The 17,257-nt window shown below is 69.7% G+C and carries 16 protein-coding genes and 1 tRNA gene; 13 read left to right on the top strand and 4 right to left on the bottom strand.

Annotation, left to right across the window (positions count from 1 at the left end):
- The first annotated feature begins 234 nt into the window (after window positions 1–234).
- From FHX42_RS09410 to FHX42_RS27735, 5 genes are all read left to right on the top strand, one after another.
- Window positions 235–1,020, top strand: coding sequence for a metal-dependent hydrolase (locus tag FHX42_RS09410; protein ID WP_182543851.1), 786 nt, complete (start codon window positions 235–237; stop codon window positions 1,018–1,020).
- Between the two features lie 47 nt (window positions 1,021–1,067).
- Entirely contained in the window at window positions 1,068–1,214 is a 147-nt protein-coding gene (locus FHX42_RS26555; protein WP_235987154.1) for a cytochrome P450, read from the top strand.
- Window positions 1,215–1,220: 6 nt separating this feature from the next.
- On the top strand, window positions 1,221–1,679 hold the full coding sequence (locus FHX42_RS26550) for a cytochrome P450 (protein ID WP_235987153.1): 459 nt from the start codon (window positions 1,221–1,223) through the stop codon (window positions 1,677–1,679).
- Window positions 1,680–1,870: 191 nt separating this feature from the next.
- A complete protein-coding gene (locus FHX42_RS26545) occupies window positions 1,871–2,443 on the top strand; it encodes a cytochrome P450 (RefSeq protein ID WP_235987152.1) in 573 nt (190 codons plus the stop codon).
- Window positions 2,424–2,570, top strand: a complete 147-nt coding sequence (locus FHX42_RS27735; protein WP_407926212.1) for a hypothetical protein — start codon at window positions 2,424–2,426, stop codon at window positions 2,568–2,570. Before FHX42_RS26545 ends, FHX42_RS27735 begins: the two co-directional genes overlap by 20 nt.
- A 37-nt stretch (window positions 2,571–2,607) precedes the next feature.
- On the opposite strand, the gene FHX42_RS09395 is transcribed toward FHX42_RS27735, so the two are convergent.
- Both FHX42_RS09395 and FHX42_RS09390 read right to left on the bottom strand, forming a co-directional pair.
- Window positions 2,608–2,874 carry a hypothetical protein gene (locus FHX42_RS09395; protein ID WP_182543850.1) on the bottom strand — a complete coding sequence of 89 codons (267 nt, stop codon included), beginning with the start codon at window positions 2,872–2,874 and terminating at the stop codon, window positions 2,608–2,610.
- Between the two features lie 111 nt (window positions 2,875–2,985).
- A complete protein-coding gene (locus FHX42_RS09390; protein ID WP_328796011.1) occupies window positions 2,986–4,659 on the bottom strand; it encodes an MFS transporter in 1,674 nt (557 codons plus the stop codon).
- 104 nt (window positions 4,660–4,763) lie between these two features.
- Between FHX42_RS09390 and FHX42_RS09385 the strand changes: the two genes are divergently transcribed.
- Complete coding sequence (locus tag FHX42_RS09385) at window positions 4,764–5,414, top strand: TetR family transcriptional regulator (RefSeq protein WP_182543848.1); 651 nt, start codon at window positions 4,764–4,766, stop codon at window positions 5,412–5,414.
- On the opposite strand, the gene selD is transcribed toward FHX42_RS09385, so the two are convergent.
- Window positions 5,401–6,408: a selenide, water dikinase SelD gene (gene selD, locus FHX42_RS09380; protein ID WP_182543847.1), complete on the bottom strand. Its 1,008-nt coding sequence runs from the start codon at window positions 6,406–6,408 to the stop codon at window positions 5,401–5,403. The two genes, FHX42_RS09385 and selD, sit on opposite strands and share 14 nt — an antisense overlap.
- A 54-nt stretch (window positions 6,409–6,462) precedes the next feature.
- Between selD and FHX42_RS09375 the strand changes: the two genes are divergently transcribed.
- Window positions 6,463–6,558, top strand: a tRNA-Sec gene (locus tag FHX42_RS09375).
- A gap of 361 nt (window positions 6,559–6,919) precedes the next feature.
- On the top strand, window positions 6,920–7,222 hold the full coding sequence (locus FHX42_RS09370) for a hypothetical protein (protein WP_182543846.1): 303 nt from the start codon (window positions 6,920–6,922) through the stop codon (window positions 7,220–7,222).
- A 45-nt stretch (window positions 7,223–7,267) separates the two neighbouring features.
- Here FHX42_RS09370 and FHX42_RS09365 read toward each other — a convergent pair whose 3' ends face one another.
- Complete coding sequence (locus FHX42_RS09365) at window positions 7,268–10,531, bottom strand: carboxyl transferase domain-containing protein (protein WP_328796010.1); 3,264 nt, start codon at window positions 10,529–10,531, stop codon at window positions 7,268–7,270.
- Window positions 10,532–10,600: 69 nt separating this feature from the next.
- Here FHX42_RS09365 and FHX42_RS09360 point away from each other — a divergent pair, with 69 nt between their 5' ends.
- From FHX42_RS09360 to FHX42_RS09340, 5 genes are all read left to right on the top strand, one after another.
- Complete coding sequence (locus tag FHX42_RS09360; RefSeq protein WP_220480092.1) at window positions 10,601–11,251, top strand: TetR/AcrR family transcriptional regulator; 651 nt, start codon at window positions 10,601–10,603, stop codon at window positions 11,249–11,251.
- Window positions 11,248–12,966, top strand: coding sequence for an AMP-binding protein (locus FHX42_RS09355; RefSeq protein WP_182543843.1), 1,719 nt, complete (start codon window positions 11,248–11,250; stop codon window positions 12,964–12,966). The genes FHX42_RS09360 and FHX42_RS09355 overlap by 4 nt, the downstream gene beginning before the upstream one ends.
- On the top strand, window positions 12,954–14,564 hold the full coding sequence (locus FHX42_RS09350; RefSeq protein ID WP_220480091.1) for an amidohydrolase: 1,611 nt from the start codon (window positions 12,954–12,956) through the stop codon (window positions 14,562–14,564). Before FHX42_RS09355 ends, FHX42_RS09350 begins: the two co-directional genes overlap by 13 nt.
- 114 nt (window positions 14,565–14,678) lie before the next feature.
- Window positions 14,679–16,109: an amidase gene (locus FHX42_RS09345; RefSeq protein ID WP_328796009.1), complete on the top strand. Its 1,431-nt coding sequence runs from the start codon at window positions 14,679–14,681 to the stop codon at window positions 16,107–16,109.
- Window positions 16,110–16,260: 151 nt separating this feature from the next.
- Window positions 16,261–17,238 carry an MIP/aquaporin family protein gene (locus tag FHX42_RS09340; RefSeq protein WP_182543842.1) on the top strand — a complete coding sequence of 326 codons (978 nt, stop codon included), beginning with the start codon at window positions 16,261–16,263 and terminating at the stop codon, window positions 17,236–17,238.
- Window positions 17,239–17,257 lie beyond the last annotated feature (19 nt).

The raw sequence follows: 17,257 nt of genomic DNA, 5'->3' as shown, positions 1-17,257 counted from the left end.
ACATCACCACCTTCCGGCAGGTACCCACCCTGCGTCCCACGGAAACCACGTGCAATTCGGTTCCGTCCGTGGCGCCGTGCCCCGGGAGTTCACCCGTACGGGTGGCACCGGTCCACAGCGACGTGACCGTATGCAGGAAGATGATCAGTACTGTTCACCGTTCGAAGGAGGCGACGTGCGCCGTCGTGACAGAACCGTTGTCCGCGAGGCCGGTCGTGGTGCCGGTGATGCCGCATGATGCGCGCAGGACACGCGATCACCGGCTTGTGCGCCGGACTGGCCGCCGCGCCCGCGGTGGGAGTGACCAACCCGACGGGCGTGATCCTCGGGGGGACCGTGGCGTCCGGCGCCGCGCTGTTGCCGGACCTGGATCACCCGGGAGCGACCGCGACCCGACGACTCGGCTGGATGACCCGCGGCCTGTCGAAGGGGCTGCGGGCCTGCTCGGCCCGGCTGTACGAGGCGACCAAGGGTCCTCGCGACGAGAACTGCGACGGCACCCACCGGCACATGACCCATTCGCTGCTCTTCGCCGCGCTGCTCGGCGCGCTGGTCGGGTTCGGCTCGCAGCTGGCGGCGTCCTGGCATCCGACCGCCGGGTTCGCGGCCGTGCTCCTGCCGGTGCTGTTCTGCCTGCTGCTGGCCCAGGCCCAGTTCGGCCACTGGGTCGCCGCGCCCGTCGTCGCGGCGGCCGTGCCGATGGCGCTCAGCGATGCCGGTCCCGTGGCCGCGATGAACGACCTGGCCGGACCGATCGGGATACTCATCGGTCTCGGGTGCTTCGTGCACTGCCTGGGAGACGCGATCACCAAGGCCGGATGCCCGTTCCTGTTCCCGCTGCCGATCGCCGGGGAGACCTGGTACGAGATCCGACTCCCCGCGTTCCTGCGGTTCCGCGCCGGCGGCTCCGTGGAGAAGGGACTGACCACGGTCGTGTTCACACCGCTGGCCGCGTGGCTACTGCTGATCACCATCGCCCCGCGGGTTCCCGCCTACCTCACCACCGCCATGGGACTGTAGGAATTCGGCGGGTGCCTCGTACCGTCTTCCCGGGAGGTCGCAACGCTGTGCCACATCCCGCCGACGACCCGGTCCTGTTCGACGAGGAGTTCCTGGCGGATCCGCACTCGGCCTACGCCCGCCTGCGCGAGCGGGGGCCGGTGCACCGTGCCCGGACTCCGGACGGGGCACCCGTGTGGCTGGTCATCCGCTAGGACGACGTGCGGACCGCGCTGGCCGACTCCCGGCTGTCGGTAAGCAAGGAGAATTCCTACAACGGCTATCGCGGTTTCTCCCTACCACCCGCACTGGACACCAACCTGCTCAACACGGACCCGCCGGAGCACACGAGGTTGCGGAGCATGGTGTCGAAGGCCTTCACCTCCCGCCGCGTCGAGCACCTGCGGGACCGCGTGCAGAGCATCGCCGACGACCTGGTCGGGGCCATGGACTCGTACGAGCGGGTCGACCTGATGGAGCACCTGGCGGGGCCGCTGCCGATCACCGTCATCCGCAAACTGCTCGGCGTGCCCGACCGGGGCCGGCCGAACTTCCGGGCCTGGACCGACGAGCTGCTGGCTCCCGATCCCGACCGTCCCGAGCCGCGCCCGCGATGCCCTCGGCTCCCTGCACCGCTTCCTCGTCGAGCTCGTGGGCGCCAAGCGGACCGAACCGGGTGAGGACCTGCTCAGCGCGCTGATCACCGCCCGCGACGAACAGGACCGGCTCACCGGGGACGAACTGACCTCGATGGCGTTCGTGGTGCTGTTCGCCGGTTACGAGAACGCGGTCAACTCGCTGGGCAACCGGATGGCCGCCCTGCTGACCCATCCCGAACAGCTGGCCGCGCTGCGGTCCGACCCCCCGATTGATGCCCACCGCCGCGGAGGAGTTGCTGCGCTTCGACCCACCGCCGCAGCTGGCGATCCGGCGCTTCGCCGTGGCCGACGTCGACATCGGTGGGACCACCGTTCCTGCCGGAGACACGGTGATGCTGTCACTGGCCTCGGCCCACCGCGATCCCGACCGCTTCACCGATCCCGACGCGCTCGACCTCACCCGCGATCCCAATCCGCACCTCGGATTCGGTCACGGCCCGCTTTTCTGCCTCGGTGTCGGATTGGCACGGATGGAAGCGGAAACCGGGATCGAAACCCTGTTGCGTCGTTTCCCCGACCTCACGCTGGACGTGCCCGCGAACGACCTCCGTCGACGCCCCTCGTTCCGCAACCGCGGACTCTGCGAACTCCCGTCGTCCTCTGAGCGCGGGTTCTCCACCAAGTCCCGCGAACCCCGTGTGCGGCTGGTCTCTCCCCGGAAACCGGCCGCACGCGAAGCAGCGAATCCAAGACCCTCCGAGCGCCATCTCGGCGGGCTGAACCCGAGCGAGCTGGCGCAAGAGCAGCAGCACACAAACCAACTGCGTGGAGGTCGCCCTCGGTGACCGGGCCGTGGTGACGCGGGACTCGAAAGGATCCCGCCGGCGGCGCGCCGGTGTTCACCCCCACCCGATGGAACGAATTCCTGACCAGCCTCCGCACCGGCCATCACACGAGGTAAGCCTCGACTAATGTTCAGTGGTTACCCGGTTTCGCGCGAAACCGGAACTCAGTGGACCTCGCGTTTGCGGCGTGACCCGGCGATGCTCTCCGCACTGCCTATCAGGGCGACCGAGACGACGACGGCGACGACGAAACCGAGCACGTTGAGCTCGAAAACGCCTCCCGTCCCCAGCAGGTTCGCCACCACACCTCCGACAACGGAGCCGACGAGCCCCAACAGCAGGGTTGCCAGGATGCCGAGGTTCTGCTTACCGGGCTTGATCAGACGCGCCAGGGCACCGATGACCACTCCGGCGACGATGAATCCGATCATGTTGCACCTCTCGGAGGAGCGTGCCCGGCCCCGTCACGGGACCGGACACAGTAGTTGAGAACTCCATTCTACGGACTCGGCGAACGCGTCCGCCACGAGCGCTGTCGATGATCAGCGCGCCGAGACGTCCCCATCCACGGACTCGGACTCGGACTCGGACTCGGACTCGGACTCGGGGTGCGAGGATGTCTCGGTCTCCGTGCCCCCGGTGGTGCGGGGCAGGAAGAACCAGGCCACGATCGCGGCGACCAGGATCAGCCCGGCCCCGGCCAGGTAGGCCAGCTGGGAGGCGCTCATCCACGAGGTCATGACGTCCTGGGCCAGCGCCTGACCGCGCTCGCCCAGCGAGTTGGCCACCATCATGCCGCCCGGCAGCGACGACGTCGCCATCTCCTGGGCCTGGGCCGGCAGACCGGCCACGGAGTCGCTCAGGCTCGCCGCGTAGCTGCCGCCGAGCACACTGCCCAGCACGGCCACACCCAGCGACGCTCCGACCTCGCGGGTGACGTCGTTGGTGGCCGATCCCATGCCGGCGCGCTCCCTGGGCACGTTGGCCATGAGCTGGTCGGTGGCCGGGGCCATGGCCAGCGACATGCCGGTGGCCGTCAGCGCCAGCGGAATCAGCAGGTGCCAGTACCCGGAATCGACCGTCATCGTGCTCAGTCCCGCCATGCCCAGCGCGGCCACCACCAGCCCCCCGGAAATGGTCACCCGGGGTCCGAAGCGCCCGACGATGCGAGCCACCTGCGGCGCCACGATCATCATCATGATCGACATGGGCAGCATGGCCGTCGAGGCGCTCAGCGGCGAGTACCCGTAGACGATCTGCAGGGTCTGGCTCAGCGAGAAGAACACCCCGATCATCGCGAAGAACACCAGGGTCAACGCGACCGCCGAGGCGGAGAACCCGCTGTTGCGGAACAACCGGACGTCGAGCATCGGATCGGACACGTGCCGTTCCCAGGCCACGAACAGGCCGACGAACACGAGACCGATCGCCACCATGATCAGTGTCTGCGGGGACGTCCACCCGACTTCCTGAGCCCGGATGAGCGCGTAGACGACCAGCGCGATGCCCGCCGTGGACAGCAGAGCACCGAGCAGGTCGAGTCCGCCGTGCCCGCCCTCGCGGCCGGTGCGGCTGGGGATGTACCGGATCCCGGCCAGCACGGCCACGATCACGACGGGGACGTTGATCGCGAAGACCGACTCCCAGGAGTAGTACTGGATGAGCAGGCCCGCGATCACCGGGCCGAGCGCGCTGCCCGCACCGGAGACCGCCGCCCAGATCCCCACTGCCTTGGTGCGTTCCCCGCTGGGAAAGACGCTGGTCAGGATCGACAGCGTCACCGGCATGATCATCGCACCGCCGAGCCCGAGCAACCCGCGCGCGACGATCAGTTCGATGCTGGAGTCGATGAACAGCCAGACGTAGAGCGAGACCGCGCCGAACAGGACGAGCCCGAGCTGCAACATCCGCTTGCGGCCATAGCGGTCGGCGATGGCCGAGGTGGTGAACAGCAGCCCGGCGAAGACCAGGGCGTAGGCATTGGAGAACCACTGCTGTTGGGCCGTGGAAGAGCCCAGGTCGCGGGAAAGCATGGGCAGGGCCACGCTCAACGAGGTGTTGGCGAGCATGGTGGCCGACAGCGCCAGGCACAGCACGAGCAGCGTGGCCCACCGCCGCCGGTAAACCATCGCGTCGATGCCCTCGGCTAATGCCGCTCGTTCCCCCGTTGTCGGCGACCCCGCCGATGGACCTTCGGCCGCCTTGCTTGCAGACACACGTGCTCCCTCCGACGCACCCATAATATGTCAGTACTGCCATTTGTCATTGGTGACGATAGGCACAGTTGACTTCTGGGCGCGTACGGCACCAACCTGTCGTCATGACAACGGTTCCGGTGGAAACCGACACCGCCGAGTGCGGAGGACGACGCCAGCGCAAGGCCGCCCGCACACGGGCGGGGATCGAGGAGGCCGCGCTGCGGCTGTTCACCGAGCAGGGCTTCGACGCCACGACGGTGGAGCAGATCGCCGATGCGGCCGACATCGCTCCGCGGACGTTCTTCCGGTACTTCCCGAGCAAGGACGCGGTCCTGTTCGGCGATCTCACCGGCGAACTCGAGCAGATGCGCCTCACGTTGCGAAAGCGATCGACGCAGGAGCACCCGATGCGCTCGCTGACGGCGGCGATGCTCGACGCCGCCGAGCGCATGGAAGCCGACCGCGAACAACACCTGCTGCGTGCCGAGCTGCTTCAGTCACTGGAGAACACCGGCGACTACGAGCTGCACCTGCTGCGCCAACGCTGGATGCGCGATGTCACGGAGCTGGTCACCGAGCACCTGGGCACCGACGCAGCGACCGACCCGCGCCCCGGCGCGTGGTCGATGACACTGGTGAGTTGCTTCGGCTCGGCCATGCACGCGTGGTTGGTCCGCACCGACGGCGCTCCCCTGCGCGACCTGCTGACCGAGGTGATCGACGGCACCTCGCGCGGTCTCGCGGAGGCGACCGAGGAGTTCACCGCACAGTGATCGAGTGCTCGCCGCGCGCCACGAGCTCACCGATCACAGGTGCTCCCGGAACCTCCCCCGCCACCAGCAGCCCTCCCGAGGTCTGGGCGTCGGCCAGCAGCAGGGCTTCGTCGTCCGTGATGGCCGACAGATCGACGTGCGGACGCACCCAGTCCAGGTTGCGCCGGGTACCGCCGCTGACGTACCCGTCGCGGAGCGCCTGTCGAGCACCGTCCAGATAGGGCACGGCCGAGGAGTCCACGACCGCGGAGACACCGCTGGCGCGGGCGAGTTTGTGCAGATGTCCGAGCAGCCCGAAACCCGTCACGTCGGTGGCGCACCGCAGCCCCGCCGCGACGGCGTCCTCGGCGGCACGGGCGTTGAGCGTGGTCATCGTCGCCACCGCCGCGGTCGAGACCTCGCCGGTGGCCTTGTGCCGGTTGTTGAGCACCCCGATGCCCAGGGGCTTGGTCAACGACAACGGCAGCCCGGCACGTCCGGAGTCGTTGCGCAGCAATGACTCCGGGGCACCGACCCCGGTCACGGCCATGCCGTACTTCGGTTCGGGATCGTCGACGCTGTGCCCGCCCGCGACCGGGCATCCCGCCTGCCTCCCGACGTCGGCGCCGCCCCGCAGCACCTCCCGGGCCAGCTCGAAGGGCAGCACCTCGCGGGGCCACGACAGCAGGTTCACCGCGACCACCGGACGACCACCCATCGCGTAGACGTCGGACAGGGCGTTGGCCGCCGCGATCCGCCCCCAGTCGTAGGGGTCGTCGACGACGGGGGTGAAGAAGTCGGCCGTGGACAGCACGGCGGTGCCGCCCTCGATGCGCACGGCCGCCGCGTCGTCGCCGTCGTCGAGGCCGACCAGCAGTTGTTCCGGTTGATCCTGCCGGAGGCCGGCAACCACGGACTCCAGTTCACCGGGTGGGATCTTGCAGGCGCAGCCACCGCCGTGGGCGTACTGACTCAGCCGGTAGGTGGGGATCGCCGGGGCATCGAGATCGGTCATGGGCCGACGCTAGGCCACGCGCGCCTGATCGGCATCTCTCGTACACTTGATCGTGGAGGCGTAAGGGTGCCTGGTGGCCCCCGCGGTCTTCAAAACCGACGTGGCCGAGTACCTCGGTCAGGCGGGTTCGATTCCCGTCCGCCTCCGCCACCTCCCTCCCTCGCCGGAGGTCGTCGTCCCGTCCGCGACATCGCTACGTGACGACAGCGCTCCCGAAAGAGATCGGGGATCCACACGTGGGAAGCTTTGCCCTTCTCCCGAAGACCGGGAATTATAGATTACGTCGAGCGCGGAACGAGAATTCAGATAGCGCGATCAGAAATCCCGTCCGCGTCGATCAAATCGGGGCGATCCCTCAATTCCCACCGCGTCGCGGGTGTTCCGCGAGTCGTCGCCGCAAAACGAACGACGCAGGAACAATGAGAATCAGGACACTGACCGCGATGGTAGCCATGACCGCAGGTCTGCCGCTCGGCGGCGGAACCGCCGTCGCCGGCCCGGCGAACATCGGATGGCTCTACACCGACGACGGAAATCCGACGGTAGGGCTTTTTTCGAGGACCACGGCGACGAGCTCTACGTCTGCGACATTCAGGCGGACGGGTACGGCGCGGTCGCCTACCTCCAGCACCGCAGCGGGAGGTATCTTCTCGGGATGCGGGATCCGAGATCCAGCGACGGCTGCTACTACGTCGAGAACAGCGACATCGCGGAAAACCAGTCCGTTCGCGTGATCGTGTGCCTGTACCGGGACGGCATCACCGACTACTGCGACGAATCGAGCTTCGGCAGCACCGGACAGGTAACGCCGTGACGAGCCGGGGAGGTCCCGCCAGGCCTCCCCGGCTCGACGTGCCCGTCACCAGGTGTCGACGTAGGGGACGCGCTTGGCCGGGTGGGGACGCCCGCGGCTACCTCCGGCGAGGGTTTCGGTGATCCAGGTGCGGGTGTCGGCGGGATCGATGACGTCGTCGAGTTCGAACACCGAGGCGGCGTTGAGGGCCTTGCCCTGCTCGTACGCCTCGTCGACCAGCCGGTCGAACTCCCGTTGTCGCTGCTCGGGGTCGGTGATGTCGGCCAGTTCGCGCCGGTACCCCAGCCGGACCGATCCCTCCAGACCCATCGCACCGATCTCCCCGGTGGGCCAGGACACGGTCGCCGTCGGCGCCGCGAAGCTTCCGCCCGCCATGGCCTGCGCACCGAGTCCGTAGCCCTTGCGCAGCACGATCGTGCACATCGGCACGGTCAGGTTGGCACCGGTGACGAACAACCGGCTGAAGTGGCGCACGGTGGCCGTCCTCTCGGACTCGGGACCGACCATGAACCCCGGCGTGTCGCACAGCGAGATCACCGGGAGTCCGAACGCCTCGCACAGCCGCAGGAACCGGGCCATCTTGTCGGCGGCGTCGCGGTCGATGGCACCACCGAGGTGGGCGGGATCGTTGGCGACGAGTCCGAGGGGGCGGCCCTCGACGCGAACCAGGGCCGTCACGGCACCGGGGGCGAAGGCGCGGCGCAGCTCCAGCACCGATCCGGTGTCGGCGAGACCGTCGACGGCGGTGCGCACGTCGTAGACACGGCGACGGTTCTCCGGAACCACGTGTCGCAGGAGCCGCTGGTCGGCGCACTCGGTCTCGGCGACGTCGCCCTGGAAGTAGGACAGGTAGCGCTTCGCGACGGCGACCGCCTCGGCCTCGTCGTCGACGAGGACGTCGATCACCCCGTTGGCCGACTGCACGTCGCTGGGCCCGACCTCCTCGGGGGCGAACGACCCGAGCCCACCACCTTCGATCATGGCGGGACCGCCCATGCCGATGGTGGCGTCCCGGGTGGCGATGACGACGTCGCAGCAGCCCAGCAGCGCCGCGTTGCCCGCGAAGCACCGACCCGCGACGATGCCGACCAACGGGACCAGGCCGCTGAGGCGGCCGAAGGTCTGGAACGAGGACACGTCCAGTCCCGACACGGAGGTGGTGTCGGTGTCTCCGGGACGCCCACCTCCACCCTCGGCGAACAGCACCACCGGCAACCGCTTGCGTTCGGCGACCTCCAGCATCCGGTCGGTCTTGCGGTGGTTGAGCAGTCCCTGGGTCCCGGCCAGGACCGTGTAGTCGTAGGACATCACGACGCAGCGGCTGCGGTCAGGTCCGAACCGCTCACCGTTGACGTGGCCGACACCGGCGACGAGCCCGTCGGCCGGGGTCCGTTCGATCAGCTCGGACACGGGCCGACGCCGCCGCTGGGCGGCCACGGTCAGCGCTCCGTACTCGACGAAGGTCCCCTCGTCGCAGAGGTCGCGCAGATTCTCCCGCGCGGTGCGCCGCCCCGTTCCGTGCCTGCGTTCCACCGCCTGCGCCCGGGCCTCGTCGAGGCCGACGGCGTGGCGTCGACGAACCTGGTGCAGGTTCGGGGGGATCTCGTCCACGTCGGGAGCGTCGGTGGCCTCCTCCGGCGACGACTCCGCGTCCCGCTCCGCCAGGAACACCATCGGTGTACCGGTGTCGACCTGGTATCCCTTGTGGACGGCCACGTGGCGGACGGTGCCGTCGCCGGTGGCGGCGACGACGTGTTCCATCTTCATCGCTTCGAGCACGACCAGCGGCTGCCCGCGCCGCACCGGCTCGTCCGGCCCCACCCGCACGTCGAGCACCACGGCTCCCGTCGGAGCCTTCATCGCCACCGCGTCCGGGAACCTCTCGTCGACCGCCACGGCGTCGGCGGGCTCGGGAGGTCGCTCGGCCCTTTCCGCCGCGCGGAGCTCGTCGTGGTGACGTTCGAGGAAACCGGTGTCGTAGTCACCGGAGACGAACTCGGGATGAGCGAGAACGGCTCGCAGCAGGGGCACGTTCGCCTCGGGACCGGCGAGCACGAACTCGCCCAGGGCTCGGTGCGCGCGACGCGCCACCACCGCGAAGTCCGGACCGGGTGCCTGCACGACGACCTTGGCCAGCAGCGAATCGAACCGTGCGCCCACGTGGTAGCCGGTGTAGCCGTGCGAGTCCACCCGCACACCGGGGCCGGAGGGCGGTTCGAACGCGGTCAGCGTACCCGTCGCGGGATACACGGTGCCGTCGGCGCCGGTCGTTTCCAGGTTCACCCGGGCCTGGAGGGCGAAGGCGTTCGGCTCCCGGTCCTCGACGCGGTGCAGTCCGAGTTCGTCCAGTCCCGCACCGGCGGCGATGCGGAGTTGGGCCTGGACGAGGTCGACGCCGGTGATCTCCTCGGTCACGGTGTGCTCGACCTGCAACCTCGGGTTGGCTTCCAGGAAGAAGGACTCCTCCCGCTCGGAGTCGGTGTCCACGAGGAACTCGAAGGTCCCCACTCCGTCGTAGTTCACGCGCTCGGCCATGCGCACCGCCGCCGTGGTGATGCGGTGGCGCAGGGCCGCCGACACGGCGGGGGCCGGAGCCACCTCGATCAGCTTCTGCCTGCGACGCTGAATGCTGCAGTCCCGCTCCCCCAGGTGCGTGACCTTCCGCCCGTCACCGAGGATCTGCACCTCGATGTGCCGGGCACGCGGCAGGTACTGCTCGACGTAGACGGCACCGTCGCCGAAAGCACCGCGCGCCTCCGAGCCGGCCCGTTCGAAAGCGCTCTCCAGTTCCGCGGCGTTCCCGGCCGGGCGCATCCCTCGACCGCCCCCGCCGGAGAGGGCCTTGACCATGACCGCGCCCCCGGCCCCCAGCCCCGCCAGGAACTCCGCGGCGGCCCGCGCCGTGGTCTCGGTGGTCCCCGGCAGCACCGGGACGCCGAGCTCGGTGGCCAGCTCGCGGGCTCGGAGCTTGTCGCCGAAGCGGTGCAGCACCTCCGGATCGGGGCCGACGAAGCGCAGCCCCTCCCGGGAGCACCGGGCGGCGAACTCGGCGTTTTCGCTGAGGAACCCGTATCCGGGATGCACCATCGAACAACCGGTGGACCGGGCGAGAGCGATCAGCTGGTCGGCGTCGAGGTAGGCGGCCGTCCCCCCTCCCCGCAGGGCGTGGGCTTCGTCGGCCTTACCGACGTGGGAGGAGGTGGCGTCGTCCTCGGAGTACACCGCGACCGTACGCAGCCCGAGGTCGGCGGCGGCGCGCAGGACACGAATCGCGATCTCGCCCCGGTTGGCGACCAAAACAGCGGACACGGTCACGGCCCCACCTCCAGCTCAGCTCGGCTGTTGACAGTAGCGTCAACGTCAACACATCGTGTGCGGGTGAACACCGCACGGGAGTGGGCCGTCCGCAACGAGCGGGATCGTCTCGACAGCGCCACCCGCGCGTCGCTGCTGGACGCCGCGAAGCTCACGTTCGAGCAACTGGGCTACGCCCGCACCACGATCGCCGGCATCACCCTGTGCGCCGAGGTCTCCCGAGCCACCTTCTACGTCTACTTCGCCTCCAAGTCCGAGGTGTTCCGCGTCCTGGCCGAACGGCTGCGGGACTCGTTCCTGCACGCCCAGGAAGCTCACGGGGTCGATCCCACCGACCCGGTCGCGGTGGCCGAGGCGACCACGGGTGACTTCCTGGCCGTCTACGCCGACAACCTGGCCTTCATCACGGTGCTGGAGCACCAGGCGCTGTCCGACGAGCACATCCGCACGTTGTGGTCGGATATCCGGACGCGGTTGCTCAAGCGCGCGACCCGCTACGTCCAGCGGCTGGTGCGGGACGGCCTCGCACGACCGTCCGCTCCGGCCGACATCGTCGCCACGGCCGCGTCCGGCATGATCACCCGGTTCGCACCGATGGTGGTCGCCGATCCCGGCAGTCGCGAGCGGATCGTGGGGCATCTCGTTGTGCTGTACTTGCGACTACTGGGCATCGAGCACGATCCCGACACCGACACCCGGGAGGCAGATCGATGACGGCCGACAGCGACGAGACGATCAGGCACCTGACCGAGCTGCGGGAGCGGCAGGACTCCGCCCGACCACCCGGAGTCGCCGCCGAGGTGGAGTACCCGCTCGGCGAGATCGCGATCACCGAGCACCTGCGGCACTGGGCGCGGCACGCCGGGCAGCGCACCGCCATCGTGTTCTACGGCGACGAGATCAGCTACGCCCGGCTGGACGAGCTCTCCGACCGGTTCGCGCACTGGCTCGACTCTGTGGGCGTGCACCGGGGCGACCGGGTGGGCGTGCACCTGACCAACTGTCCGCAGTTCGTCGTCGCGATGATGGGCATCCTCAAGCTCGGAGCCGTCCACGTGCCGATCAATCCGCTCTTCCGCGAGCACGAGCTGCGCCACGAACTCCGTGACGCCGGTGTCGAGGTCGTGGTCACACTCGACTCGCTGACCCCGGTGGTCGAAGCCGTCCGCGCGGACACCTGCCTGCGCGAAGTCCTGGTCACCTCGCTGGAGGACGCGCTGCCGCGAGAGCCGACACTGCCGCTGCCGCCCCTGCCCGACGGACGACTCCAGCGCAGCGGCTGGTGGCAGGCGCTGGACCGCCCCCGGTGGCAACACCCGGTCGCGGAGCTCGACGCGCTGGCCGCGCTGAACTACACCGGCGGCACCACCGGGATGCCCAAGGGCTGCGAGCACACCCAGCGCGGCATGCTCTACACGGCGGCCACGATGGCCGCGGCCCAGGGCGTCGAGCACCCGTCGACGAGCCTGACCTACGTTCCGATCTTCTGGATCGCCGGGGAGGACGGCGGCGTTCTCGTACCGATCGTCACCGGAGGCACCTGCGTGCTGCTCAACCGGTGGGATCCGCGCGCCGTGCTCACCGCCCTTGAGCACTACCGGGTAGGCACCCTGCTCGGTCTCGTCGACGACTACCTCGAACTGCTCGACCAGCCCGACATCGGCACCACCGACCTGTCCGCTCTGGACGCTCCGCTGGCGATGTCGGTGGCGCGCAAGCTGACTCCCGGAGTGCGCCGGCGGTGGCAGGAGGTCGCCGGTGACCACAGCGTGCTGCGCGAAGCCGCCTACGGCATGACCGAGACCCACACCGGCGACACGAGCCCGCGCGGTTTCCAGGACGAGGACCGGGACCTGCGCTCCGAACCGGTGTTCTGCGGGCTGCCCGTGCCCGGTACCGACATCATGGTGGTCTCGCCCGAGACCGCGCGGCCGCTGCCGCTCGGCGAGCACGGTGAGATCGTCGTGCGCAGCCCGTCGTTGCTGCGGCGCTACTGGGCCGACCCCGCCGCCACCGCCGAGGCGCTGGACAACGGCTGGCTGCGCACCGGCGACGTCGGGGTGTTCGACGAGCAGGGCTGTCTGCACTACCTCGGGCGAAACAAGGAAATGATCAAGGTCAACGGGATGAGCGTGTTCCCGGCCGAGGTGGAGACGCTGCTGGGCCGAGCCGAGGGCGTGGCCGCTGTCGGCGTCGTCCCGCGCGAGGACCCGAACACCGGACAGGTTCCGGTCGCGTTCGTCCAGCCGGATCCGGAGGCCACGCTGGAAGCCGAACTGCTGAGGACCTGGGCGCGCGAGAACATGGCGCCGTACAAGGTGCCGGTGATCCGACTGGTCGAGGAGCTGCCGACGACGGCCACCGGCAAGATCGCCAAGGCCGAGCTGTTCCGGTGGGTGAACCCGGAAGGCCAGGCGTGCCCGACCTGACGGTCTTCACCGGCGGGCCGGTGTTGCCCGACTTCGACGGCGGTGCGGCCGAATCCGCGTTGGCGATCCGCGAGGGCCGGATCGTGGCCCTCGGTGACCCGGCGCTGTCCCTGCTGGAACAGGCCGACGAGGTCGTCGACCTCCGAGGGGGTGTGGTGATGCCGTCCTTCGGCGACGGCCACGCCCACCCGATCTTCGGTGCGCTGGAATTCCAGGGGCCACGCATCGGCGAGCTCGAGAGCGTGGCGGCGGTCGTCGAGGAGGTCGCCCGGTGGGCCGGCGAGCATCCCGAGCGGGAGTGGATCGTCGCGGGAAGTTACGACCCCACGCTGGCCCCGCGGGGCGAGTTCGACGCGCGCTGGCTCGATGCCGCGGTTCCCGACAGGCCCGTGGTGCTGCGCGCCTTCGACTACCACACCGTGTGGTGCAACAGCGAAGCTCTGCGACGGGCCGGCATCACCGAGTCCACACCCGACCCGACGATCGGTTCCATCGTTCGTCGGCCCGACGGCACGCCCGCGGGCACGTTGCGCGAGTGGCACGCCTGTGATCTCGTGCTGGATCGTGCCGGGGAACCGGACACGGACAGTCTCGCGACCGCGCTCGACGACGCGGCCCGGGTCTATGCCGCCGCGGGAGTGACCTGGATCCAGGACGCCTGGGTGGATCCGGAACAGGCCGCCGCGTACCTCCGGGCGGCACGCGAGAACCGGTTGAAGCTGCGCACCGACCTGGCCCCGCGCGCGGTTCCCGAGCGGTGGCAGCAGCAACGTGCCGAATTCGCCGAGCTTCGCCGCGCCGTCGAGCACAGCGGCAACGCATGGCTCACCGCGAACACGGTCAAGTTCTTCGTCGACGGTGTCGTGGAAAACCGCACCGCCGCGCTGCTGGAACCCTACGCCGACACCTCGTGCGGCCACGGCCAGCCGGTGTGGTCGGCCGACGAGCTCGCCCGCGCCGCCACGGCCTTCGACGCCGACGGCTTTCAACTGCACTTCCACGCGATCGGGGACGCGGCGGTGCGGGTCGCCCTCGATGCCGTCGCCGTCACCGAGCGAGTGAATCCGAGTCGCGACCGCCGTCCGGTCATCGCTCACGCGCAACTCGTCGACGCGGCCGACCTGGCGCGGTTCGACGCGCTCGGCGTCATCGCCAACCTGCAACCGTTCTGGATGCAGCTCGACCCGCTCATGACCGAACTCACCGTTCCCCGTCTCGGGACGGAACGCGCCGAACGGCAGTACCCGGCCGCGCGGTTACACGAGTCGGGAGTGAAGCTGGCCTTCGGCAGCGACTGGCCGATCAGTTCCCCCCGGCCGCTGGACGGCCTTCAGGTGGCCGTGACCCGACGAACACTCGACGGCCTGCCTCCCGAGGGCTGGAGCGGTCACCAGTGCCTGGATGTCACGACCGCGCTTCGCGCCTACACCACCGGTGTCGCCGAGCAGGCTTTCGCCGAACATCACCGCGGCAGGCTGGCCGTGGGTGCCTCGGCGGACCTCGTGTGGCTGTCGGCGGACCCCGTCACCGTGGTTCCCTCGCGCATCACCGAGATCGAGGTGCTCGGGACCTGGGCCTGCGGACACCGGCTGCACTGAAGCATCCGGTCCCGCTCGTGGTTGTCCGGCACTCCGGGCAAGAGCATGATCGTCCTGTTCCGACCGTCCCCGTGCGATCCGAACACCGCCGCAGCCTCCGGAAAGGACTCTCCCGTGACCACCGACATCACCGAGTACACGGCCGTCGAGCTCACCCGGCTGATCCGGCAGCGCCACCTCTCGGCCCGCGAGGTCGTCGAGGCGCATCTCGCGCGCATCGAGCGAACCAATCCCCACGTGAACGCCATCGTCACGCTCGTCGCGGAGCGCGCTCTCGACGAGGCGCGAGCCGCCGACGACCGCCTCGCGGCCGGTCATCCGGTCGGCCCCTTGCACGGGCTTCCGGTCGCGCACAAGGACACGCACGACACGGCCGGAATCCGCACCACCTACGGCACACCCGTGCTGGCCGACAACCTTCCCGACACCGACGAGCTGGTCGTCGAACGGCTCCGCGGTGCGGGAGCCATCACCATCGGCAAGACCAACGTCCCCGAGTTCGCCGCCGGGTCCCACACCGTCAACCCGCTGTTCGGAGCCACCGCCAACCCCTACGACACGACCAAGTCCGCCGGAGGGAGCAGCGGAGGCGCCGCGGCCGCGCTCGCGTGCGGGATGCACCCCCTCGCCGACGGCAGCGACATGGGGGGGTCGCTGCGCAATCCCGCCTCCTTCTGCAACGTCGTGGGGCTGCGTCCCTCCCCGGGACGAGTACCGAGCTGGCCGGAACAGGCGGCGTGGACCTCGATGGCGGTGCAGGGCCCCATGGCGCGCACCGTCACGGACACGGCGCTGGCGCTGTCCGTGCTGGCCGGGCCCGATGCACGAAGCCCCGTCTCGGTGCCGGAACCGGGTTCGTGCTTCGCCGAGCCCCTCGAAAGCGACCTCGCCGGGATGCGGGTGGCCTTCTCCCCGGACCTCGGTGGCAGCGTCCCGGTCGACCCGTCCGTGACCACCGCCCTGGAGTCGGCCGCGAAGGTCTTCGCCGACCTCGGCGGCACCGTGGAACGGGCCTGTCCCGACTTCGCCGGTGCCGAGGACGTCTTCCGCACGCTTCGCGCGTGGCAGTTCGACCTCGACCTCGGTCGGGTCCGGGACCAGCACGGTGACCGGCTCAAGGCGAGTCTGATCGACAACATCGACGCCGGTCGCGACCTCACCGGAGCCGATCTGGCCAGGGCCGCGCGGGGGCGCACCGAGCTGTTCCACCGGATGCGGCGGTTCTTCCTGGACTACGACGTGCTGCTGCTTCCCGTGAGCCAAGTACCTCCGTTCCCCGTCGAACTGGAGTACCCCGGTTCGGTGGACGGCGTGGCCATGGACTCCTACCTGGACTGGATGCGCTCGGCGTACTTCGTCTCGGCCACCGGCTGTCCGGCGCTGGCGGTGCCGGCCGGGTTCACCGACGGCGGCCTTCCGGTGGGAGTGCAGGTCGTGGGGCCGCACCGGGCGGATCTGGCGGTGCTGCGGGCCGGCTACGCGTTCGAACAGGCCACCCGGCACTGGCAGCGGCGTCCCCGGCTCGGGGACGGCGAGAGGCCGTAGCACGCAGTTGTCTCCGCCGTCCGGGGACGACACGTCGCCAACGCGTCCCCCGAAGTGACCGAGCGCGAACGCCGCCGTTGGGCCACCCTCGTTCACGGGACGGAACGAAACCGGCCCGAACGCGGTGACGGGGAATCGAGGAGGTCCGGCGATGCGTGTGGCGACCACGCGAGGAACGAGGGGTGTCTGGACGCGAATTCGCCGAGGCACCGGCGGAGAGCTCTCGGCGGAGTTCCTCGGTACCTTCACGCTGATCCTGCTCGGCTGCGGTTCCGTGGCCGTGGCCGTGGCCGGGCTGCCCGGATCCGGCAGGCAGGAGGGCGCATTCGGCGCCGCCAACTGGCTGATCGTGTCGTGGGGCTGGGGACTGGCGGTGGCTTTCGGCGTCTACGTCGCCGGTGGGGTCAGTGGTGCGCACATCAATCCGGCGGTGACGTTCGCCTGGGCGCTGCGGCGACGTTTCCCGTGGTCCAAGGTCGTGCCCTACTGGTTCGCCCAGACACTCGGGGCCTTCGCCGCGGCGGCCCTCGTGTTCGCCGTCTACCGTCCGGCCATCGTCGCCTACGACCAGGCGCAGGGCATCGCCGCCCGCCCGGAGTCGCTGTCCACCTTCTCGATCTTCGCCACCTACCCGGCGGAGTACTTCGCCGGAGGCGTGGTGGGACCGTTGCTGGACCAGGTCGTGGGGACGGCCATTCTGGTGGGGTTGATCGCCGCACTCATCGACAACCGCAACCAGGCGCCGGGAGCCAACGTGGCCCCCTTCGTGATCGGGCTGGTCGTGATGGTGATCGGGTTGTCCTACGGCTCCAATGCCGGTTACGCCATCAACCCCGCCCGGGACCTCGGGCCGCGCCTGCTCACGTGGCTGGCGGGATGGGGCGAACTCGCCTTTCCCGGCAGCTACGACCACTTCGCGCACTACTGGTGGATACCGATCGTCGGCCCGCTCGTCGGCGGTGCGGTCGGAGTGCTCGTCTACGATCTGTTCATCGGTCAGGTGCTCATCACGCGCCAGACCCCGGAGAGCGAACCCACTCCCGAACCGGGAGTCGTTCCCGGCTCCACGGAGACGGACACGGAACCGGACGGGCAGCGCGGCTCCGATCAACAGGACTCCCCACCGTGAAAGCTCCTATAGTGCCGGG

This window comes from Halosaccharopolyspora lacisalsi, from assembly GCF_014137975.1.
Taxonomy (GTDB): domain Bacteria; phylum Actinomycetota; class Actinomycetes; order Mycobacteriales; family Pseudonocardiaceae; genus Halosaccharopolyspora; species Halosaccharopolyspora lacisalsi.
The sequence above is the reverse complement of the archived record's forward strand: the minus strand, read 5'-3'. Positions and strand labels throughout refer to the sequence as shown.

Coding starts and splice junctions, on each gene's coding strand:
- FHX42_RS09410 (WP_182543851.1), top strand. CDS start 235: ATGATGCGCGCAGGACACGCGATCACCGGCTTGTGCGCCGGACTGGCC.
- FHX42_RS26545 (WP_235987152.1), top strand. CDS start 1,871: ATGCCCACCGCCGCGGAGGAGTTGCTGCGCTTCGACCCACCGCCGCAG.
- FHX42_RS09395 (WP_182543850.1), bottom strand. CDS start 2,874: ATGATCGGATTCATCGTCGCCGGAGTGGTCATCGGTGCCCTGGCGCGT.
- FHX42_RS09385 (WP_182543848.1), top strand. CDS start 4,764: ATGACAACGGTTCCGGTGGAAACCGACACCGCCGAGTGCGGAGGACGA.
- selD (WP_182543847.1), bottom strand. CDS start 6,408: ATGACCGATCTCGATGCCCCGGCGATCCCCACCTACCGGCTGAGTCAG.
- FHX42_RS09370 (WP_182543846.1), top strand. CDS start 6,920: ATGGCTCTACACCGACGACGGAAATCCGACGGTAGGGCTTTTTTCGAG.
- FHX42_RS09355 (WP_182543843.1), top strand. CDS start 11,248: ATGACGGCCGACAGCGACGAGACGATCAGGCACCTGACCGAGCTGCGG.
- FHX42_RS09340 (WP_182543842.1), top strand. CDS start 16,261: ATGCGTGTGGCGACCACGCGAGGAACGAGGGGTGTCTGGACGCGAATT.